Origin of the sequence: Exiguobacterium sp. s194 (genome assembly GCF_018618275.1) — a bacterium.
GTDB lineage: Bacteria > Bacillota > Bacilli > Exiguobacteriales > Exiguobacteriaceae > Exiguobacterium > Exiguobacterium chiriqhucha.
This window is the reverse complement of the sequence record NZ_JACSLT010000003.1, coordinates 36,500-58,317: the sequence shown is the minus strand read 5'-3', so window position 1 is coordinate 58,317 and position 21,818 is coordinate 36,500. Positions and strand designations below refer to the sequence as shown.

Annotated in this window: 20 protein-coding genes, 1 riboswitch and 1 other annotated feature; of the genes, 8 read left to right on the top strand and 12 right to left on the bottom strand. The window is 51.9% G+C overall.

Features of this window, described 5'->3' with window-relative positions:
* Positions 1–9: 9 nt before the first annotated feature.
* Both KNP85_RS04125 and KNP85_RS04120 read right to left on the bottom strand, forming a co-directional pair.
* Positions 10–1,080 (bottom strand): SDR family oxidoreductase, encoded by a 1,071-nt coding sequence (locus KNP85_RS04125; RefSeq protein WP_214801501.1) that lies wholly within the window; start codon positions 1,078–1,080, stop codon positions 10–12.
* The gene (locus KNP85_RS04120; RefSeq protein ID WP_214801498.1) at positions 1,077–3,251 is read right to left on the bottom strand and encodes a PAS domain-containing sensor histidine kinase; all 2,175 of its coding nucleotides are present in this window, start codon (positions 3,249–3,251) and stop codon (positions 1,077–1,079) included. Before KNP85_RS04120 ends, KNP85_RS04125 begins: the two co-directional genes overlap by 4 nt.
* 134 nt (positions 3,252–3,385) lie before the next feature.
* Here KNP85_RS04120 and KNP85_RS04115 point away from each other — a divergent pair, with 134 nt between their 5' ends.
* Positions 3,386–3,871 carry a restriction endonuclease gene (locus KNP85_RS04115; protein WP_241764639.1) on the top strand — a complete coding sequence of 162 codons (486 nt, stop codon included), beginning with the start codon at positions 3,386–3,388 and terminating at the stop codon, positions 3,869–3,871.
* A gap of 217 nt (positions 3,872–4,088) precedes the next feature.
* The gene (locus KNP85_RS04110; protein ID WP_021068133.1) at positions 4,089–4,568 is read left to right on the top strand and encodes an LURP-one-related family protein; all 480 of its coding nucleotides are present in this window, start codon (positions 4,089–4,091) and stop codon (positions 4,566–4,568) included.
* 68 nt (positions 4,569–4,636) lie between these two features.
* Here the strand turns inward: KNP85_RS04110 and KNP85_RS04105 are convergent, their stop codons facing one another.
* Positions 4,637–5,260 (bottom strand): DUF1836 domain-containing protein, encoded by a 624-nt coding sequence (locus KNP85_RS04105; protein ID WP_029596252.1) that lies wholly within the window; start codon positions 5,258–5,260, stop codon positions 4,637–4,639.
* A 149-nt stretch (positions 5,261–5,409) separates the two neighbouring features.
* Between KNP85_RS04105 and KNP85_RS04100 the strand changes: the two genes are divergently transcribed.
* Both KNP85_RS04100 and murB read left to right on the top strand, forming a co-directional pair.
* Positions 5,410–6,060: a diacylglycerol/polyprenol kinase family protein gene (locus KNP85_RS04100; protein ID WP_029596251.1), complete on the top strand. Its 651-nt coding sequence runs from the start codon at positions 5,410–5,412 to the stop codon at positions 6,058–6,060.
* Between the two features lie 155 nt (positions 6,061–6,215).
* On the top strand, positions 6,216–7,136 hold the full coding sequence (gene murB, locus KNP85_RS04095; RefSeq protein WP_021068136.1) for a UDP-N-acetylmuramate dehydrogenase: 921 nt from the start codon (positions 6,216–6,218) through the stop codon (positions 7,134–7,136).
* Positions 7,137–7,229: 93 nt separating this feature from the next.
* Here the strand turns inward: murB and ald are convergent, their stop codons facing one another.
* From ald to trhO, 4 genes are all read right to left on the bottom strand, one after another.
* Positions 7,230–8,360, bottom strand: a complete 1,131-nt coding sequence (gene ald, locus KNP85_RS04090) for an alanine dehydrogenase (RefSeq protein WP_021068137.1) — start codon at positions 8,358–8,360, stop codon at positions 7,230–7,232.
* Positions 8,361–8,489: 129 nt separating this feature from the next.
* The gene (locus tag KNP85_RS04085) at positions 8,490–9,713 is read right to left on the bottom strand and encodes a PucR family transcriptional regulator (RefSeq protein WP_021068138.1); all 1,224 of its coding nucleotides are present in this window, start codon (positions 9,711–9,713) and stop codon (positions 8,490–8,492) included.
* Positions 9,714–9,815: 102 nt separating this feature from the next.
* Positions 9,816–10,241: a divergent PAP2 family protein gene (locus KNP85_RS04080; protein ID WP_131471602.1), complete on the bottom strand. Its 426-nt coding sequence runs from the start codon at positions 10,239–10,241 to the stop codon at positions 9,816–9,818.
* Between the two features lie 116 nt (positions 10,242–10,357).
* Positions 10,358–11,299, bottom strand: coding sequence for an oxygen-dependent tRNA uridine(34) hydroxylase TrhO (gene trhO, locus KNP85_RS04075; RefSeq protein WP_214801495.1), 942 nt, complete (start codon positions 11,297–11,299; stop codon positions 10,358–10,360).
* A 225-nt stretch (positions 11,300–11,524) separates the two neighbouring features.
* On the opposite strand from trhO, the gene KNP85_RS04070 reads away from it, so the two are divergent.
* Positions 11,525–12,169 (top strand): TVP38/TMEM64 family protein, encoded by a 645-nt coding sequence (locus tag KNP85_RS04070; protein WP_021068141.1) that lies wholly within the window; start codon positions 11,525–11,527, stop codon positions 12,167–12,169.
* 27 nt (positions 12,170–12,196) lie between these two features.
* On the opposite strand, the gene KNP85_RS04065 is transcribed toward KNP85_RS04070, so the two are convergent.
* Positions 12,197–13,498 carry a Na+/H+ antiporter NhaC family protein gene (locus KNP85_RS04065; protein ID WP_034804307.1) on the bottom strand — a complete coding sequence of 434 codons (1,302 nt, stop codon included), beginning with the start codon at positions 13,496–13,498 and terminating at the stop codon, positions 12,197–12,199.
* Between the two features lie 52 nt (positions 13,499–13,550).
* Positions 13,551–13,646, bottom strand: a riboswitch (SAM riboswitch).
* A 96-nt stretch (positions 13,647–13,742) separates the two neighbouring features.
* Positions 13,743–15,422 carry a GGDEF domain-containing protein gene (locus KNP85_RS04060; protein ID WP_251136214.1) on the bottom strand — a complete coding sequence of 560 codons (1,680 nt, stop codon included), beginning with the start codon at positions 15,420–15,422 and terminating at the stop codon, positions 13,743–13,745.
* Positions 15,423–15,576: 154 nt separating this feature from the next.
* Positions 15,577–15,789, top strand: a binding site (T-box leader).
* Between the two features lie 52 nt (positions 15,790–15,841).
* Here KNP85_RS04060 and argS point away from each other — a divergent pair.
* On the top strand, positions 15,842–17,524 hold the full coding sequence (argS, locus tag KNP85_RS04055; protein WP_021068144.1) for an arginine--tRNA ligase: 1,683 nt from the start codon (positions 15,842–15,844) through the stop codon (positions 17,522–17,524).
* 38 nt (positions 17,525–17,562) lie between these two features.
* Here the strand turns inward: argS and KNP85_RS04050 are convergent, their stop codons facing one another.
* Both KNP85_RS04050 and KNP85_RS04045 read right to left on the bottom strand, forming a co-directional pair.
* Positions 17,563–18,141, bottom strand: coding sequence for a metallophosphoesterase family protein (locus tag KNP85_RS04050; protein WP_214715006.1), 579 nt, complete (start codon positions 18,139–18,141; stop codon positions 17,563–17,565).
* Positions 18,138–18,629: a YajQ family cyclic di-GMP-binding protein gene (locus KNP85_RS04045; RefSeq protein WP_021068146.1), complete on the bottom strand. Its 492-nt coding sequence runs from the start codon at positions 18,627–18,629 to the stop codon at positions 18,138–18,140. Before KNP85_RS04045 ends, KNP85_RS04050 begins: the two co-directional genes overlap by 4 nt.
* 70 nt (positions 18,630–18,699) lie before the next feature.
* On the opposite strand from KNP85_RS04045, the gene pulA reads away from it, so the two are divergent.
* Positions 18,700–20,694: a type I pullulanase gene (gene pulA / locus KNP85_RS04040; protein ID WP_214801492.1), complete on the top strand. Its 1,995-nt coding sequence runs from the start codon at positions 18,700–18,702 to the stop codon at positions 20,692–20,694.
* Positions 20,695–20,712: 18 nt separating this feature from the next.
* On the opposite strand, the gene KNP85_RS04035 is transcribed toward pulA, so the two are convergent.
* Positions 20,713–20,877, bottom strand: coding sequence for a YycC family protein (locus tag KNP85_RS04035; protein WP_021068148.1), 165 nt, complete (start codon positions 20,875–20,877; stop codon positions 20,713–20,715).
* 140 nt (positions 20,878–21,017) lie between these two features.
* Between KNP85_RS04035 and KNP85_RS04030 the strand changes: the two genes are divergently transcribed.
* Entirely contained in the window at positions 21,018–21,809 is a 792-nt protein-coding gene (locus tag KNP85_RS04030; RefSeq protein ID WP_021068149.1) for a hypothetical protein, read from the top strand.
* Positions 21,810–21,818: the final 9 nt, after the last annotated feature.

Below are 21,818 nucleotides of genomic sequence, written 5' to 3'. Positions count from 1 at the left end.
AAGCCCTAATTAGGGCTTTTTGTGTGTCTCGTAATAGGCAACGACTTTTGGCAGATAGTCCTTTAAATCCGGACAGACGATATCAGTGCCGCTGAGTGCGCGGAGCGTCTGTGTCGTATCGAAATGGACTTGATGCTTAAAGTAGGCGAGTAGCTCACGCGGAACGCCGTAACGTTCCGACAGATGTAGCGCCGAGAATCCGGTCTCCGCGACCGCATGCGGGATGGTCCCGCGTGGAGGGCGACCGAACATCTCTTCGTGAATCATACGGTACACTTCGCGGGCCCCGTGTGGAAACGGGTCGGTCAAATGAAACGTCCGCTTCAAACCGACCGGAGCGTGAGCGAGATAAGCGGTTGCCTCGACGACGTAATCATAAGGAACGAGGTTTACTTCGATATTCTGTCGTCCAATGTAAGGCAGCGGGGCAGCTTGACGAAGTTGGTCCATTAACTTTAAGACGAAATAGACCCCGTCAAACTTCTTCGTCTCGCCGGTCTCGCTATGGCCAATGACGATGCCCGGACGGATGATGGTCACCGGCATCGAGCCGAGCTCGCGCGAGACGATGGCCTCGGCCTCATACTTCGTCGCCTCGTAATGGTTTTTAAAACGGACGCGGTGCCATAACTCGTTCTCATAAACGGTCCCTTGACGGCGTCCAGACACATAGGCGGTGCTGAAGTAGACGTACCGCTTTAAATAGGGTGCCCGTTTCGCCAATGAGGTGATGTGTTTCGTCCCGAGCAAGTTGATGCGATATCCGACATCATACGGGATGCTCAAATCGTAAGCGGCTGCCAAATGGAACACGTAATTCACTTCACGCTCGATGACGGAGCGCATGATTGGATCAAGCACGACTTCAGGTAGCGTGATATCGGCCTCGACGAGCACGAGCTGATCATCTCGTAACGACGTCGCTTCCAACAGCTCCTGTTTTAAAGCATGTGCGCCGGAACGTTCGGTCGGGAGGTGGAGTGCGTAAATCGTCCCGATCTGATTCGGCAATGACGCGAGGTGCGTGATCATCTTTCCGGCTAAAAAGCCGGGGAAACCGGTGAAAGCGTAATGGTTCATAGTGTCTCCTCCGCTAAGTCCAACGTGAACGTGAATGTCGAGCCAACGCCAACGCTCGATTCGACCTCGATACTTCCGCCGTGCGATTCGATGATTTCCTTACAGATGGATAGCCCGAGACCCGTCCCGCCGATTTGGCGTGTATCCGAGTTGTCGACTCGATAAAACTTCTTGAACAGTTCTTCGAACGCATGCTCCGGAATCCCGATACCAAAGTCTTGAATCGAGACGTGGGCTTGATTTCGTTCTTTGCGCACCCGTACCTCGATTTCGTGATGGTTCGGCGAATACTTGATGGCGTTCGATAACAAGTTGATGATGACCTGCTCGATGCGGTCCTGATCGGCGACGAGGTGGAGCACTTCATCGGCATCATCGAAATGGATGGAGTGGTTGCTCGTCTCGCGGAAGCGTTCGACGACGTCACGGACGAGTTCGTTCAAGACGAAATGGTCTTTCTTATACTCTTGATTGCCGTCTTCCATGCGTTGAATGTCGAGAAAATCGTTTAACAAGTCGGTCAAACGCTTCGCTTCTTTCGCCATCGTCTTTAAGTAACGCTCGCGCTTCTCGGGATTCAAGTCGCGGGTAAGCATCAGCTCGATATATCCCGACAGTGACGAGAGCGGGGTGCGAAGTTCGTGTGAGACGGTGCTGACCAGTTCGTTTTTGATTTGGTCCATCCGCTCTTCCTCGGTCCGGTTGCGGAACACGAATAAGAAGCCGCTGTCCATTCCGATTTGGCGTTTTGTATCCATACCGGTCCCGTACATCTCGTAATACTGTTCATCCCGGTCGTTCGGCTGCGGGATGGAGAAACGCATCGACACTTCGCGGGCAGAGCCGTCGAGTAATAAGTCGATTTTTTTCAACATCTCGGTGCGGTCGCGCGTGCGGAACGTCGACAGGAGCGGGATCCGCTCTTGCATCTTGTTCGGGGCGATTCCTGGCAAATCGAGCAGGCGACGGGCGTGCACGTTCATGAACAGGACGCTGCCGTTCGATTCGGTCAAAACGAACGCTTCATTGGAGGCCTGTAAAATCGATTGGATGATATCTCGTTGCCGGGCGATGGCATTCTTCTCCCGCTCGAGCATCCGCTCGACTTTCTTCCGATCGCTAATGTCGCGCATGACGGCGACCCGGAGCGTCTGGCCTTGGAACGTCACTTCTTTCGGATACACTTCCATCTCGAGGAACGTCCCGTCCTCACGACGGCCGATGACCTCGTAAGGTGTCTGGATGTGGTTCCGGATCCGGCGCAACACGTCGGCCCGATAGCCTTCGGCGATAAATTCAATCGTTTGGCGACCGACCATCTGTTCGGCCGGGATTCGGAAAATCGATTCGGCCGCCTTGTTCGCATCTAAGATGGTCCCGCCCTCGTGAAACAGGACGGCTTCGATGACCGATTCGGCGAACATGCGATACCGTTGTTCTTTATGCAGCAACTCGCCTTTCAAGGCGATTTCAGGACTGACATCGAAGACGAAAAAGAAAAAGCCGATGATGCGAGCTTGTTCGTAGACCGGATGCATGAACAGTTTTCCAACGAAATGGGTCCGGTCTTTTCGTTGAAACTTCCATTCACGGTCGCCACGGTCTAGTGCCACACGCAGCATCTGTTCGAATGACAACAACCGCTCTGTCTCGTCTTGATAATGGGTCCGTTTCTCGCTCAGCTCGCGCGACTCGAATAGACCAAACGGGGTCATTTCGTAGAGTACTTCATGCGGCTCGTAACCGAACAGCTCGGTCGCTCCTTTATTGAAGCGATTGATTAACAGATTGGCATCGGTCATAACCATCGCCATGTCGAGTTCGGTGTGCATCATCGCTTCGAACGCGTTATGTTGGACGGTCACCCGCGTATCGAGCGGGAGAGGTTCAATCGATAAGATATAGACGTCACCGTTCGGGATGGCGTGGATGCGGATTGTCGGCATCTCGTACGTCCAAGGCAAGCCTTGCTCCATTCGTCTCGATAGCTCCATCGTAATCGGTGATTGGTTGACCATATGAAAGATGTTTGTTCTCGTTTGTAAGTCTTCAGGGAATTGCTCTAAAAACGGCCGGTTCGCTTGGACGATTGTCCCGTCCGTCATGATTAACGCTACACCGTAAGGCAAGGCGTGCAGCAATTCGTTTTGGAGATGTCCTCGGTTCTCCATTAACGATGATCCCTCCTTCTGTATGTCACACGGGTACATCTTCAATACATTCGACAGCTCCCCCTTTGTTTTCCTGCCTCCAAACGGTAAAGTGAAGACAAGAACAGATAGAGAGGACGATAGATGTGAAGGGAATGGGGCTCAGCTTGTTGATCGCCATCGGATTATGGTGGGGAGATGCGCCGATATGGAGTATCGTCGCGTGTTTAGGAATCGGCCTGCTCTGGCTCATCTGGCGTATGCGTCTGTCGACGATTCACCGCATCGATCGGATGGACGGTCGTGAATTTGAGTTATTTTTAGAAGAAGTGTTCACCGCACTCGGTTACACGGTGACGGTGACGCCGGCGTCGCGTGACTTCGGGGCGGATCTGCTCCTTGAAGCGGAGGACGGATGGTCAATCGCGGTCCAAGCGAAGCGCTATGAAAAAGCGGTCGGGCTTGAGGCAGTCCAACAAGTCGCAGCCTCCGTTCCATACTATGGTGTGAACGAAGGTTGGGTCGTGACGAACTCATTTTATACCGATAGTGCATACGAATTGGCGGAGCCAAATCAAGTTCGTCTGATTGCAAGAACGGAGCTCGAAGAGATGTTGAAACAGGCCGGTTTCAAGCGATAATATCAGGCGTGTTCACAAGTTTGACAGAATGGCGGATTGTGTCGAAGAAAAAGGGGTTGTCTTTTTCACGAATAGGTGCAATAATCATCTTCGTCATATGAAATATGTAGTCGCTGAAACGAGAAAAAGCGACGCGCAGTACCAATTTGGGGGTTTCATAGAAATACCAACCAAACACACACAAATCAACGGTTGGAACGTATTAGGAGGAAAAGCGGTGCGCAAATTAATTTATGTAAAAGGTTGCGTCTTTACGCAAGGAGAAGCGACCATTTATGACGAGACAAATGATGCGATCGGATCTGTTCACCGCGACGCGGAGGGCAGTGTTCAAGTGCACAACTTGTCAGGCCGTCAAATCGCTCACGGGAAGTATATCCCGAACTGTCAGAAGTGGGTCGTCATGAACCACGATGGACAAGCGATTGGTCAGTTGAAGGACAAATTCTCGTTATTCGGGAAAAAGTGTGAGTACAACGTCTACGAACGCGGTCTCTATACGATTCAATACGATGTCGAGCGTTACAAGTTCAGCGTTCGAGACAAAGCAGGTAAGCTTGTGGCGGAACTCCGCAAACAAGACGATGATTGCTTCTGCCTGACGAAAGAGGCCGACCAACTCTCGATGTTCGAGTTGTTGTCTGTCCTTAAAACGTTGACAGTCAAATCACGGATGCCAATCGCGGTATCGGTGTAACCAATATGACGAACACCAGTCACTGCGACTGGTGTTTTTTTCTAAAAAAAAGCCTCATTCGACGAAGATCAAATGAAGCGGTTCAAATAGTGTTTTGCCTCGATCTCGAGTGTCGTCACGCGATGGGCGTATAGACAGAGTTTGAGGACGTGCAAGATGTTCGGGTGGGTGACCCCCATCTTTTCAATCGAGCGCTTCGCACGCGTGTCGAGGAGCTCGATCGGGCTCGTCGACTTGGCGTACTCGGCATAGAGACGATAAAAGTCAATGGGCGAGATGAGGTCGTCCTCGTCGCGGTCAGGATTGTTGAAGATGAGTGCGAGGAGAGAACTCGTCTCTTCAAGTGAGAACAAGTGCTTCAAATCATCCAGCAAATAAATGATAGCCGCTTGTTGGAGCGAGTATTTCTTTCCGACCCGGGGGACCCCGATGATTTTGCGGACTTCTCGCTTCGTCCAGTTTTGAATCGTGGTCGCGGATAAATGTTCTCCGGTCAACGTGTTCGCCAAAGCGACGATTTGATTGATTGACAGTCCGTTCTTTTCAATATGAAACAAGTGGATTTTGCGAAGCTCTTTCGGGAAATGCTCGCGCACGTCCTCGGGAAAGAGCGAGATGGCCCGGTCAACGTCGCCAACCCGCATATAGTGAAGGCAATCAGCCAAAGTTTGAATCGAAATTGCGTCGCGCATACAGGCATCCTTTCTATAGCCGCCTTCGTTCGTTGGCTATACAGTCATTTGACCTCATTCTACCAAATGTTTGAAAAGGAAGCTAGGCTATCGCTCGATTAAGGTATAATGAAAACGTACAAAAAAATGTAGATAAAGGTGGTTCAAAGATGAATGAATGGGTCAGTTCCATCCTGTCCATCGTCATTGTCCTGGTGTTTCTCGTCGGTCTTGAACAGATTGGCAAACGCCTCGGCTGGACGGATGAGACAATTCGTAAAAGTGTACATATCGCGGTCGGCCATTGGTCGCTGCTTGCAGTTTGGTTAATGGAAACTTGGTACGTCGCCGCCGTGCCGCTCGTCTTTTTCACGTTCGCGAACGCGTTCCTTCTTTATAAGAGTCCGTCACCGGTTCATCAGACGGAACGTAAATCGCTCGGCACCGTCTATTATCCGATCGCCTTGCTCGTCATCCTGTTCTTCTTCTTTGAATCAGAGCCGCTCGCCTTTTTGGCAGGATCGCTCGTCTTGGCGTGGGGCGATGGCCTGGCCGCGCTCATCGGTCGGAAGTACGGGACAGTGACCTATGATTTATACGGACAGAAGCGCTCGTTCCAAGGTAGCATGGCCATGTTCCTCAGCTCGTATGCCGTTCTCTTTTTATTATTTTTGTGGGATGATATTCCACTTTGGCAAGTGGTAACATATGGATTCATTATTTCAATCATTGCCACACTCACAGAAGCAATTTCGTATCGAGATTGGGATAACTTTACAATTCCTATCGTCGTTGCCGTTGCTACATCATTATTGTTATAAACCAATTCCTTTATTGTAAAGAAAACGTTGCTTGTCACCCCTGTCAAAGATTTGTATACTGTGTTTCGTACTGAAATCATTCAGTGACGTGCCTGCCTCTCTCTTGACGAACCGAGGCATGCTTTAAAATTGAACGTAAAGGATTGAGGCAACGCATGAGCTTTTTAAATCAACTACTCACTATCATTCCGGCCGATCGCGTGAAGCAAGATGAGCCGCTGTCGGCACACACGTATACAAAATTAGGTGGGCAGGCCGATTATTTCGTGGCCCCGCACACGTATGAAGAAGTTCAAGCCGTGCTTGAGCTCGCCCATCGCGAGAGCGTCCCATTCATGATTCTCGGGTTCGGGTCGAACTTGATTGTCCGTGACGGAGGCCTTCGTGGCATCGTCTTAAACTTGAACGAACTGAAAACGATTCGTCGAGACGGGAATCAACTGATCGCCCAAGCCGGTGCGGCCATCATCGACGTCTCACGTCAAGCGTTGACCGAAGAGTTATCTGGCTTAGAATTTGCCTGTGGCATCCCGGGAACGGTCGGTGGCGCGGTGTATATGAACGCAGGCGCCTACGGTGGAGAAACGAAAGACGTTATCACGAGTGCGGTCGTATTGTCGCCTGAAGGGCAGCTCATGACACTTACGAAAGACGAACTCGATCTCGACTACCGGACGAGCCGGATTTCGAAAGACGGGTTGATTGTGCTCGAAGCGACGTTTGAACTCGAACCGCTCGGCTATGAAGCGATCAAAGACGTCATGGACGACTTGACGTACAAGCGCGAGTCGAAGCAACCGCTCGAGTATCCATCATGCGGTAGCGTCTTCAAACGACCACCGGGCTACTTCGCCGGCAAATTGATTCAAGACTGTGGCCTGCAAGGGAAGCGGATCGGTGGAGCGGAAGTCTCACTCAAACATGCCGGATTCATCGTCAATATCGATGAAGCGACAGCGACTGAGTACATCTCGCTCATCCGACACGTCCAGGCGACGGTGAAGGAGAAGTTCGAGATTGAGCTTGAACCAGAAGTGAAAATCATCGGTGAGGACATCGCCGTCGAGAACGCATAAGCACAAAAACGCTCGAACCGATCGGTTCGAGCGTTTTTTTATAGAGTGCCGACATCAAAAAAGCCGCCAGCAATAATGCTGACGGCTTTACGTTTATGCTTGTAGTTGCTTCGTGATGGCTTCGGCTGGAGCGACGAATGTGTAGCCAAGGTCGCGGGCGACGGCTTCATACGTGACCGTCCCGTCGATGACGTTCAATCCTTTAAGCAAGGCTGCGTTCTCGCGGAGTGCCGGGAAAATCCCTTTTTGTGCGCACTCGACGATATACGGCATCGTTGCGTTCGTCAAACCGAGTGTCGACGTGCGTGGGACGGCACCTGGCATGTTGGCGACGGCATAGTGTTGAACCCCGTAACGCTCGTACGTCGGCGCGTCATGTGTCGTGATATGGTCGATGGTTTCGCAGATTCCGCCTTGGTCGATGGCGACATCGACGATGACCGAACCTGGTGACATCTGTTGGACCATTTCTTTCGTGACGAGCTTCGGTGCTTTCGCGCCTGGAATGAGGACGGCACCGATGACAAGGTCACTTTCAGCGACTTGTTTGGCGATGTTGTAGCTGTTTGAGATGAGTGTGTTGATTGTGTTGCCGAACTGATCATCGATTTGGCGCAGGCGAGCCGGGCTGATGTCCATAATCGTGACGTTGGCACCAAGACCGATCGCGATGCGGGCGGCATTCATCCCGACGACACCGCCCCCGATGACGGTGACGTTCGCACGTGGTACGCCTGGCAGGCCAGACAAGAGAATCCCTTTTCCACCGTGTGGTTTTTCAAGGATTTGGGCGCCGATTTGAGCAGCCATCCGTCCGGCCACTTCGCTCATCGGTGTGAGGAGCGGCAATGTGCGGTCGATCTCGACCGTCTCATAGGCGATGGCCGTCACACCAGAATCGACGAGTGCTTTCGTAAGTTCTGGTTCGGCCGCCAAGTGCAAGTAAGTGAAGAGGGTCAAGTCAGGACGGAAATAACGATATTCCGATGGTTGCGGTTCCTTTACTTTCAACGCCAATTCCACGTTTCCCCAAACGTCCGCGGCGGTGTCGACGATGGTTGCCCCCGCATCGACATACTCCATATTTGTGAAGCCGCTACCGACGCCCGCTTCCGTCTCGACGAGGACCTCGTGTCCAAGTTCAGTTAATACAGCTGCACCCATCGGCGTCAAGGCGACGCGGTTTTCGTTGTTTTTAATCTCTTTCAATACCCCGATTTTCATGTAAAGTTCCCCTTTCTCTACTGACACAATTTGTTCACACCTCTAGTATAGACCCATCCGAAAACGCTGTCTTTAGCATGGATTCTAAAAGTGATAACGCCCACTTTGTGAAAAAACACAAAGTAGGCGTTAATCGTCTTGGCGGTATTGACCGGCCTTAATGGCAAGATAAACGGCGGCCCGTTCAGGGAGCGAGACTTGTGTGATGTTCGTCAGTTCTTCAATCCGCCGAATCCGGTAGAGCACGGTATTCGGATGGATGTGAAGATGAGCGGCGACACGCTTGACGTTCCCATCAAAATAGAAATACCATTCGAGCGTCGTGACGAGCTCGGTATGATGTGTGACATCATACGCCTGTAGGCGCTCGATGGTCGGATGCGTCTCGAGACGAAGCCCGATGCGTCGGGCCAAATCGGGTACGAGCTGATAAATTCCGATCTGTTCGAACGTGCGCGATGTCGCAAGCTCATACGGGAACTTTCGGCGAAGCGACGTGACGCGTCGTGCTTCTTCCATCGCCGCATAGAGCATGTCGCTCTCAAAAAAGCGTCGACTGATGCCAAGGCGCGGCTCCGCTTCAATGAACTTGTCTCGGAGCTGCGTTTCAAAGCGGTCGGCCCACTGCAAGAGCGCAGTTTCTTCCTCGGCCAGGTCCGATTTCATATAATGCCAGACGAGTAACTGCTGGCCATCGATCGCGTGCAGGACGACTTCAATCGCTTGCTGGGTCGCCAATACATAAAACAGTCGTTCCGCCAGTTGGGGGGTGACCGGCTGGGCACATTCAATCACGGTGAGACGGCTGGCGACGGCAATCGGTGCGAGCTCATTCAAGCGGTCGCGGTGGGATGGCGATAAAACGGGAGTGGCCAGCACTTCTAAAAAGAAGCGTTCCAATTCGGCGTCGATGCGCCGTTCGTGCATCGCGATGGTCATCAACAATTTTTTGGCGATGTTTGCCCCTTCCTGTAGGACGGTGAGTTCCTGTTCTGAGAACGGCGTCGTTCGGGCCAGGCTCCAAATGTAACCGAGCACGTCACCTTGTTGCTTGATGACGACGGCCGCCCGCTCACCGAGACCGACGGCCATTCGGGCCGGGATGACGACCGGTTCGTCGCGGTCGATCACTTCTTGAAGGATTCCACTTTCCCACAAGTCCTCGATGACCGCTTCCGGGACACGGCGGCCGATAATCGTCGCGATTCGTGCCGGGTCCGTCGAGTCGGGGTGGGTGCTATAGGCCAGTAACTGATGGTGTCGATTCTCAATCGTGATGGGGGCCCGAATCGCTTGTCCGATTGCTTCGGCGAGCGTATCGAGCGACTCATAAGATTTCTGCAAAAAAGGCATGTCGATTCCTCCTCTCTTTCACTATACCGTCTCTGTTGTGAAAGTTCACAAAAAGATGGTGAGTTTTTAGAAGGAGGGAACGACATGCCTGCATCATTCACATTAAATTGGGAAAAACAGTCCGACCACGAGACCGAGTAAAGCCCCGACGATGACTTGGAACGGGGTATGACCGACCAGCTCATTTAAGATGGGTGTCTCGTGCTTGATTCCTTTGAAGTAGTCGTTCAACAAACGGGCCTGGAATCCGACCGCTTGACGCACGCCGGTCGCATCGTACATGACGATCGTCGCGAAAATCAAGGCGAGTGCGAACATACTGGAATCGATTCCTTCGACTCGACCGATGACGGTCGCTAAGGCGACGACGGTCGAAGAGTGGGAACTTGGCATCCCACCCGAGGCAAACATGATTTCTAATTCAAAATCTCGTGTTTTAATGAGTTCGGTTACGAGCTTGGCTGCTTGTGCGATGAACCAAGCGAGCAAGGCGGCGAGTAAAGGTTCGTTAAAGAGCAATCGATTCACTTCCTGTCTGACAATGGTATCTACACTATACCCGATTCTGTCATCGGCTAGACGTAAAGTTTCTGTCAAAAAAGCACCTCGAGCATAGGCTCGAAGTGCTTTCTGGTCGATTTTTGTTACCCGACGACGCCTTCAGTCTCCTGAAGTTTGTCCGCGATATTCTCGATGATATAGCGGTTACGTGGATGCTCCTGGCACTCTTTCGAGCATGAACGCATTTGTTTCGGTTCACACTCTTCACAACAGAAGTGTTGGGCATTACACACCGGGTTGGCACAATTAACGTAGCGGACCGTCTTCGTTCCGCAGTGCATGCACTCCGAAACAACGGACGGATTGACCGTGTTGACCGGGACGTTGATGCGCTCGTCAAAGACGTAAAGCTCACCTTCCCAGTCTTCGCCTTTCGTGGCTTCGTCTTTGCCGTACATGGCGACGCCGCCTTTAAGGTGGAAAATGTTGTCGTGACCTTGGTCACGCATATATGCGGTAAATTTCTCGCAACGGACGCCTCCGGTACAGTACGTGAGTAACGTTTTCCCTTCGTAGAGGTCCTTGTTCTCTTCGAGCCAATCTGGCATGTAACGAGAAGCCTCTACATCGATTTTGATCGCGTTTTTAAAGTGACCAAGATCGTACTCGTAGTTGTTACGAACGTCGAGGATGACGACATCGTCGCGATTCATCATCTCTTTCCATTCTGCCGGTTCGAGGTATGCACCGTGCTGTTTAGGCACGTCGAACTCACCATCAAAGCGCCACGTCACAAGCTCTTTCTTATGACGGACAAAAATTTTCGAGAACGCATGCTCTTCGACTTCATCGATTTTGAACTCGATGTCGCTGAATAGCGGGTTCGCTTTCAAGTCGCTCATGTACTGCTCGGTCTGTTCCCAAGTCCCAGAGCACGTCCCGTTGATTCCTTCGGAAGAAATCAAGATGCGTCCTTTGATACCGAGGTCCTTGCAATACTTGAGGTGCTCTTGTGTGAGCGTTTCTGGGTCTTCGATATTGACGTACTTATAGTACAGCAAGACCCGCATTGGTTTTGTTTCCATGTGTGTTACTCCCCTGTGTTCAGTTTTTTGCAGGAAAACGAACGTTGGGTTGTGTCGTTCGACGAACGGACTTGCCTGCAACCACAAGTCCATATTATATGATAGATATCACAGCGGAATTTCGCAAATACTTTTTATTTTTTTACGGCGGTGGGCAGGGGGATGCGTCTTCCTGAGCGAAATCGGGTAAAAAGGGAATAACGAAAGTTGAAGGTGGAAACTGACATGCTGACATCACTCCAACAATATATTTTAAACTTGATTGAATGGCTACAAGGACTTCCGGGCGGACCTTGGGCAGGACTCGGGGCACCTTTCCTGGAAGCCATCTTTCCATTTCTCCCGCTCGTCCTCATCATCTCGGCGAACGCAGCAACGTACGGTTTTTGGCTCGGGACGTTATTGTCGTGGGTCGGAAGTTTGCTCGGGACGATTCTTGTGTTTGCAGCTGTTCGCTACGTCTTTCGAAAGCCGATGACGCGATGGCTCGAGAGGCACAAACAAGGCGTCTATTGGCTCGAACGCATCAATCATATGAGTCCGGTCTCGCTCGGGTTTCTCTACTCGCTCCCGTTCATTCCGGTCAGTTTGATTACGTATTTACTCGCCCTCATCCAAATGCCGCTCCGGACGTTCATTATGGCGGCCGGGTTTGGGAAGTTGCTCGTCGTCTTGATTTTCTCTGTCATCGGTGACCAGTGGGAAGAGTTTATCCAAAGCCCGTTCCGATTATCTATGCTCGTCCTGTTGCTGTTCGTTCTGTGGGTAATCAGCCGCGGACTCGAAGAACTGCTCAAACGGCGTGCCTTCAGAAAACGTAACGAGCAGCTGAAACGTGAACTTGAAGCGAAACGACAAACGACCTTGTGAAGCGACAGCTTCACAAGGTCGTTTTCGTTAAGCGCGTTTTTTGAAACGCGGGAAGTTAAAGGCGATGGCCAATCCTCCGCAAATGAACAACAAGAACGGATAGAACATATACGGCACGAGCGCCGGTGATGCCGTGTTCGTCAGTTCGGCCGCAATGAGAAGCTGTGCCCCGTAAGGCAACAGACCTTGGACCCCACACGAGAAGATATCGAGTACACTCGCAGACTTTTTACGTTCGATGTCATAATCGTCGGCGATGTTCGCGGCGAGCGGCCCAGCCACGAGAATCGAAATCGTGTTGTTCGCCGTCGCGACGTTTGTCGCACTGACGAGCCCGGCGATGCTCCACTCCGCGCCGGCCCGTCTTTTAATTCGGGACGTGAGCGCGTCACGCAAGTACGTGAGTCCGCCGTTATGCGAGATGAGTCCGACGAGCCCACCCATGAGCAATGTCAGGAGTGAAATCTCGGCCATGCCCATCATGCCGTCCGCCATGGCGGTGACGTACGTGGTGACGGCTAGACTGCCATCCAACAGACCGATGATGCCGGTCAGGGCGATGCCGCCGAGCAAGACAAGGATGACGTTCATTCCCGTCAAAGCGAGCACGATAACCGCCAGATACGGAATCAACTTATACCATTCAAACGCCGCCGGCTCGATGGTGGATTCTCCGCTCGATAGGACAGCGAGTAAAATCGTTGTGATGACGGCTGCCGGCAAGACGATCCAAAAGTTGGTGCGGAACTTGTCGCGCATGTTCGTCCGCTGGGTGCGGACGGCTGCGATCGTCGTGTCTGAAATGAACGACAAGTTATCTCCGAACATGGCACCCCCGACGACGGCTGCCGCCGCGATAGCGATATTGACGCCGCTCTCCTCATGGATGCCGAGAGCGATCGGCGCCAGTGCGGCGATCGTCCCGGTCGACGTACCCATCGCCATCGAGATGAAGGCTGCGATGACGAATAGGCCGCTCAATAGGAGCGAGGGCGGTAGTAACGTCAATGCCGCATTGACGGTCGCGTCAATCGCACCGATTGCTTCGGCGACGCTTGAAAACGCACCGGCGAGCAAGAAGATGAACACCATGATGAGGATGCTCGGGTTCCCGGCACCTTGGGCGACGCGTTCGACCGTCTGGGTGACGCTCCCTTTCGTCATCATCGCCGCGACGATGACGGCAATCAAGGCCGCGATCAAGACGGGAAATTTATAAAAGTCGTCATAGTAGATGCCTGCCCCGATAAAGAAGACGAGGAAGACGAGTAAGGGCAAGAGCGCCCATTTGTTAGCTGTTGGTTGTTCCAATCGATTCACCTCATTCATTAAAATAAAAAGAGAGCCTTCTGAAAAAAGGCTCTCTCGACAAGAAACACTTTTTTCATCTTTCGAGCAGACCGCTCGCTGGATTTGGCACAGGTTACCCGCTGCCGAGACGTCATCGGGCCAGTCCCTCAGTCTCTCTTGATAAAAAAGTTGTGATATTTAGTTATAAGACACGTTCCCTAACGTACCTGTTTCAAATCTGCTTGTCAATAGCAAACCCCCACGCGATGAACGTGGGGGCGAGTCAGGTCGTTAAGAAATTATAATGGGCGACGCGGTTGCGACCGGCGTATTTACCGCCGACGTAGAGCGCGCGGTCGGCGTTACGAATCGTATCGTCAAGACGTTTGTCGCCGAACGACTGAATCGTATCGACACCGATTGAAGCGGTGACGGGTATATCGATTCCATCGACGTGGAACGGTTTGTTCTCGATTTGTTGACGGATGCGCTCAGCAATCTCGACGGCGGCCTCAACATCACAACGGTTTAAGAGCAAGATGAACTCTTCACCACCGTAACGGGCGGCAAAGTCTTCGGTGCGGAGCACTTGACGAATGCGGCGACCGAATTCTTGGAGCACACTGTCTCCGACTTGGTGACCGTGCGTGTCGTTGATTTTTTTGAAGAAGTCGATATCGAGCATCGCGACGGAAATCGGATACATCGAGCCGTCCGAGATCTGTTGAATCCCGTATTCATAAAAAGCCCGTGCATTGGCAAGCAGCGTCAAGCTGTCCGTCCGGCTCTCGGTATAGAGGCGGTCGCGTTCATGACAACGACTGATCGTCCGATTGAACGACTTGAGCAGTTTGACAATCTCGCGTTGAATGATGGGCGGATAGCCATAGACGTGCTCGCCCGTCATCACAATCCACGTGCGGATTCCTTCGATTTCCTCGGAACGGACCGAGATGAAGCTATGATAGTCTTCATTAAATTCGTTCGACAGCGGGGCGTCCCATTCGAAGCGCATCTCGTACTCGACCGAGGATTCGTTCGGATAGGTTGCATCGAGTAATTCAAAGACGACATGGCGATCGATCGGCTGGCGCGTCTTCAAATCAAAGTAAAGTGTGCGATCAAACAGTTTGAACTCGACGTACCCTTCATCGTACTCGTTGAGTCGCTCACATTGACTGAGGAACACTTCGATGGCTTGTGCCTCGCTTTGCGATAGCGATACGGCTTCTTTTGCTTCATCATATTGTTCAATCAACGATTTGAAGGCGTCTTGTCGACCTTTTTGAATGATGAGTCGCTTAATAAAGAACGTGAGTGCGGCGGCGATACTGCTGACGACGAGCAAGTTCGTCTCTCGGAAGAGCGAGGCCGCCAAAATGAAGACGAGACTGACGATATACGTGTAAAACGCGATGCTTAAAAAGTCGCGGACCGGGATGTCGACGCGGAACCACCAGCCGACTTGATACTTTTGGACGACCGTGTTCAAAATGATGGCAATAATCAAACCGGCAAGCGGAAGGAACGAGTCTTGGGAATAGAATCCGAGACCGGTCACACCACCAAGTGCCAAGTAGACACTGGCCGGGATGGCGATTTCCAAAAATGACGTGATGGCATTCCACGGATACGTAAAACGGAACCGTCGAAGCGCGACGCGCGGTTTCAAGTTGACGAACTGGAAGACGAGTAGTCCAATCTGATTGACGAACAGCGCTGTCTCAAAATCAAAGAATAAAAAAATAATTAAGACGATACTTTCTGAAAAGGTAAAGTAGACGCCTTTCCGTTCAATGGAGTCCATTTGAAAAATAATGACGAGCAACGCGATCAAGATGAACGGTAACGGCTCGATGGCCGGCATGTTCAATCCGCCTGTAGCGAACAAGATGAGCGTCAAACCGAATAGCATACTCCAAATACTCCAACCAAGGACGGACATCTTGCGGAAATGGTTCATGGTTCCCTCCTATGTGGGAAAAATTCAATTATGTATGGTAGGAGATTCGGCACAATCACGCCTGAGTCCTGCCTATCCATCATAATGGCGGAATTCTAGCATTGAGTCTATATGAAATATCCTCTATAATGAAATTGCTTTTCAACCACATAGACGAAAGTCGATGAAAAAGAGAGTAACGATCGTTCCGTCAACAAAGCGACCTAGGGATTGGTGAGAGCCTAGGCTGACAAACATCGCGAAACGCACTTTTGAGATGCTATCCGAACTTGAGTAGGCGTAGCCGGGGGACCCCCGTTATCACCGATAAAGCGGTCTGCGTCAAGCAGGCAAGAAGAGTGGTACCGCGGGCCATCCCGTCTCTTTGCATCTGTGCAAAGGGCGTTTTTTTTATGAACAAATGATAAGGAGGAATTAGAATGAGTTATGAACGCAAATATGCGGAAGCCTTGTCCCGTGTCATCGGGGACGAGTTGACGCTCGACCAGATTGAAGCATTGATTGAAAAACCGAAACATGAGGCACACGGGGACCTTGCTTTCCCGTGTTTCCAACTTGCGAAAGCCTATCGTAAAGCACCGGTCATGATCGCGACGGATATCGCGAACGACTTGAACGACGAGTTGTTCACGAAAGTCGAGGCGGCCGGCCCGTATGTGAACGTCTTCTTGAGCCGTGACGTCGTCTCACAAGAAATCATCAACACGGTGCTCGATGAACAAGCGGACTATGCGACGCATGCGACACGCAACGAGACAATCGTCACCGATTTCTCGTCACCGAACATCGCCAAACCGTTCTCGATGGGACACCTTCGTTCAACGGTGATCGGGAATGCCATCAACCAAATCGCCCGTAAAAACGGCTATGACGTCGTCGGCATCAACCACCTCGGGGATTGGGGCACACAGTTCGGTAAACTGATGGTCGCCTATAAAAAATGGGGCGACGAGGAAGCGGTCCGGGCACATCCGATCGCTGAGCTCTTGAAGCTTTACGTCCATTTCCACGAAGAAGCGAAGACACAACCGGAACTTGAGGACGAAGGCCGTGCGTGGTTCAAGAAACTCGAAGACGGCAACGAGGAAGCGACTGAGCTTTGGACGTGGTTCCGCGAAGAATCACTCAAAGAGTTCCAAAAAGTATATGACCTCCTCGGTGTCGAATTCGACAGCTTTAACGGGGAAGCGTTCTATAACGACAAGATGGACCGCGTCGTCGCCATGCTCGAAGAGAAAAACCTTCTCGTCGAAAGTGAAGGGGCGATGGTCGTCTCACTCGAGGACGAGAACTTGCCACCATGCTTGATCAAAAAGAAAGACGGCGCGACGCTTTATGCGACACGCGACTTGGCAGCTGCCGTCTATCGTCATGAGACGTACAACTTCGTCCAGGCGAACTACGTCGTCGGCGGCGAGCAGGCGCTTCACTTCAAACAACTGTTCTCAGTCCTGCGCAAGCTCGGCTATGACTTCGTCGATGGCATGCATCACGTGCCGTTCGGCTTGATTTTGCAAGAAGGGAAGAAGATGTCGACACGTAAAGGTCGCATCGTCTTGCTCGAGGAAGTGCTCAAAGAAGCAATCGAGAAAGCACAGGCGAACATCGCTCAGAAGAACCCGGAACTTGCGAACGCGGACGACGTGGCACGCATGGTCGGTGTCGGCGCGGTCATCTTCCACGATTTGAAGAATGAACGCATCAACAACATCGAGTTCGACCTCGATAGCATGCTCAAATTCGAAGGTGAGACGGGCCCGTACGTGCAGTACACGAACGCGCGTGCGAACTCGCTCCTTCGTAAAGGCAACTATGACGGCTCGACGTTCACTGGCGCAAACGACGACCACACGTGGGGCGTCGTGACGATGCTCAACGCGTTCCCACACGTCATCACACGTGCCCACGAACGCCGCGAACCATCGATCATTAGCCGTTACGTGCTCGATTTGGCGCAAGCATTCAACAAGTATTACGGTCATGTCCGTGTCCTTGAAGAAGATGCAGGCAAACAATCACGTCTCGCCCTCGTCAAAGCGGTGACGATCGTATTGACGGAAGGACTCCGTTTGATCGGTGTTCAAGCTCCAGAAGAAATGTAAGGACGAGAAAAGGGACCCGTTTCGTGGGGTCCCTTTTCTTATGCTTTCATCCGCGTGACCGTCCGAGCTTTCGTGTCATACAGACACCACTCCCGGTCGAAGATGACGGCGCCGACGTTGATGACGTAACGTTTTTTCTTTAGGACGAACGGCTGTCCGATTTCCCAGGGAATCGAGCGGCCTTTCCGGTAAATCCCCGGAATATGGCTGTGTCCGATAAAGACGAGCGGATACTTCCCTTTCTCGACAAGCGGTTCCCAGTCCGGACTCCATTTTACTTGGTGTCCATGCAAGAATAGCGCCTCATCGAGCGTCGTCTGCTCCGGTAATAAGGCGATTCGTGTCTTGACCGGATGCGACACCACGAGCACTTCGTCAATCCGCTCTTCTTGATTGCCGCGCAGACTTGGGAAGGTGAGGAGCGCCTCGTAGTCAGGGTCGTACGTCACGACATCGGACACTTCATGGAAGCGCTCGTTGCGCCGTTTCTTACCGATATGACACTCGTACAGATCGCCGAGGCAAAGGATGTGCTCCGTCTCGCGGCGGACCGACTCGAGCACGGCTTTCAAATCATCAAACGAACCATGTGGGTCACTGATGATGGCGAGTTTCATCGGTAGTTTGTGAATTGGGCATCGACGGACAATTCGAGCTCACGGACGAGCTGCATGACGGCTTGAAGGTCATCGCGCGACTTGGCTGTCACACGGATTTGATCGTCTTGAATTTGTGACTTCACTTTCAGTTTTGATTCTTTGATGGCGTTGTTAATTTTTTTCGCATCGTCTTTATCGATACCGCTCTTCAATTTGACGCGTTGACGCACTGTGCCGCCGAGCGCACGTTCCACTTTTTGATAATCAAGGTTTTTCGTCGGTACGCCACGTTTAATCAATTTCGTGATCATGACGTCTTTCAATTGCTCGAGTTTATAGTCGTCATCTGAGACGAGGACGAGGTCGCCGTTATCAAGTGACATCTCACTCTTCGAACCTTTAAAGTCGTAACGGTTCAAAATTTCTTTCTCGGCGATTTGAATCGCGTTCTTCACTTCTTCGAGGTTCATTTCTGACACAATATCAAAAGAATTGTCTTTTGCCATGTTTCATCCATCCTTTACAAGGGTTTTGTTATAATGATAGCAGATTTGAAGTAGTGAAGGAGTGAAAGAGATGGAACATACTATCGATCAACAGACAAATGTAGATTTAGACCATATGGCATATCACGGCAAAGACCTCGGGGTGACGTTTAAAAGTGACCTCATCCGGTTGCGGGTCTGGTCACCGGTTGCCGAAGAGATGACGGTAAAACTTTACCGGACACCGCGAGCGCGGAAGTTCGAACGGTTGTCGTTAGAACGGGCCGAGAAAGGGACGTGGGTCATCGAACTCGATCGTGCTTTGTTCGAAGGTCAGTTTTATGTGTTCGAGGCGGTCGTAGCTGGGAAGCGTATCGAATCGCTCGACCCGTATGCAAAAGTCGTCGGGGTCAATGGGAAGCGCGGGTGTCTGCTCGACCCATCTACGCTCAACCCAGACCATTGGGTTAAAGAACGTCCGCTCTTCCACTCGTCACAAGAAGCGGTCATCTATGAAGCGCACGTCCGTGATTTGACGAGTCATCCGGACAGCGGTGTCATGCATCGCGGGAAATTCCTCGGGTTGACCGAAGTCGGAACGAAGACACCGACGGGTTATCCGACAGGGCTCGACTATATTACCGGGCTTGGCGTCACGCATCTCCAACTCATGCCGTTCTTCGATTACGGTTCGGTGAATGAGTCACGCGAGAGTGAGGCGAATTATAATTGGGGCTATGACCCGGTCCATTATTTTGCCGTCGAAGGCTCATACGCTTCCTCAGCGGATGATCCGGCCGCTCGCATCATCGAGTTGAAAGCGATGATTCAAGCACTTCACGATCGTGGCATCCGTGTCATCATGGACGTCGTGTTCAACCATACGTATGATGCATTGACGACGCCGCTCGGACAGTTCGTACCGGACTACTATTACCGCTTGAACGAGGACGGTACGCTCGCCGACGGTTCGGCGTGCGGGAACGATACGGCGTCCGAACGGGCGATGATGCGCAAATTGATCGTCGAATGTGTGTCGTATTGGGCGAAAGAGTTCATGATTGATGGCTTCCGCTTCGATTTGATGGGACTCCATGACGTCAAGACGATGAACCAGGTCCGCAAGGCGCTCGATCGCGTCGACCCATCGATTCTCGTGACCGGAGAAGGCTGGGATCTCGACACGCCGCTTCCGGTCCGGAAAAAAGCGAACCAACATAACGCCCACAAGATGCCGCGCATCGCCCAGTTCAACGACGCGATTCGCGACGGTGTCCGTGGGGATGTGTTCATCGAAGACTTGCCAGGTTGGATCAGCGGCAACGCGGATATGACGGCGGACGTCAAACGTGGGATTGCCGGTGCAGTCACGAGCCAAAGCTTTGCTGACGAACCGAACCAAGTCGTGAACTATGTCGAGTGCCATGACAACTTGACGCTTTGGGACAAACTGGCCGTTACGAATCCGGACGACGATGAGACGACACGCCGCCGCCGGCATCGTCTCGCGACATCGATTGTGTTGCTCAGTCAAGGCATCCCGTTCCTGCATAGCGGTCAAGAGTTCTTCCGCACGAAAGACGGGGACGAGAACAGCTTCAATTCGGGGGAGGTCGTCAACCGTTTGGATTGGACGCGGGCCGAGCAAGAGACGCCGAGCGTCGAATATGTGAAGGGCTTGATCAGCCTGCGCAAACAATATCCGTTGTTTCGTCTTGAGAACGCGGAACAGATTCGTAAACATTTACGTTTCTTCGATGAAGACGAGGGCGTCATCGCCTTTGAACTGAGTCGCCACGTCGAAGGTTACGTCGAACGCCATCTCGTATACCATAACGGACTCGAAGAAGCGGTCGAGGTGAAACTCCCGTCCGGCAAGTTCGAGGTCCATGTCGAAGATCACACCGTCAATTTGACGGCACCACGTCTCCTCGAGGAGCGGCATGTCACGGTCGCGCCGTTATCGACACTCGTCGTGACGGAACGCCGTCCGGATTACAGCAAATATGCGGTCGCCGGTGGAGCTGCCTTGGCTATCCTCGGTCTCTGGTATGTTGCGAAAAAACGGAAACCGAAACAAAAGTAAGCGCGAAAAAAGGAGACGTCATTCCGTCTCCTTTTCCTCGTTCGTTTCAGTTTTGGCTGCCTCGAGCTCCATCATCTTTTTGACGATGATGTGTTTTGGCATATGCATGAGTTCCTCGAGTGGGACGTTTAGCTTTTTGGCAAGCTCAACCGCCGTCTCGGGAGAGAGTTGAAGTGGGCGCATGAGGGTTCCTCCTTTCCAATTACGGGTATGCTACTGCCAGTATACAGGAAAAGCGGACAGATGGAGAATGTGTTCTGTGAACACATTCAAAATCGAAAAATGCGTCGTGCGTTGCTAAGCTGAAACTAGGAAGTGATCAAATGTACAAACAAGTAGCAGACTATCAATTTCATCAAACGGTTGAATGGTTAGAGCGCGTTGGTGGAGGATGGATGTTGTATTTGGCGCAAACCGGGTTTCTGTTTTTTGACGAGACGTTCCAAATCCGATGGGAACTCGAGTGGAAATGGGCACCTTGCGCACTATATATTGAACCACATGGTAGAAGAGCCGTCGCGCTATTTCGAGATTTGCAGACATACGGAGTCATGGATTTGACGAACGGGACGATGGAACGTCACCCAATTCCGCGGACGTTCCATGACGATTGGTTCAGTAACCTGCACTACTGGTCAGGGGACGATTTGTATTTGTACTCGGCCGAATCAGATATCGTCGCCTTGAACTTGAACGATCACACGTTTCGGTATAGCCGTTACGAGGAGATCCCAGAGTTCGGGAACATCATCGAACTCGCATATCAATCGACCTATGATTTCGAACGATTCACGGCACCTGGCCTCGTGACCTTGTACGATGAACGGAATCAACAGTTCATGGTCGAGGACGTCGAAGCGGGCGCGCGTTGGAAGATTCCATACGGGGGTGACCGTGACTTGGTCATCGTCGATCAAATGGGTGTGACGACCGCCATCACCTCGATGACATCGTTCCAACTGTTTGAGCGCGATTGTGAAGTGTTCTCATCAGAAGTATGTGCCGAGACCGAATTGTTGAAAGTCGTCTTATTGGACGAGCCGGGCGACAGACTTGTCGTCCTATCGACGCCGCGTCGCTTCTGCCATAGTTGGCTGCAAGTGTTCGAGCGTTGACAATCCTGG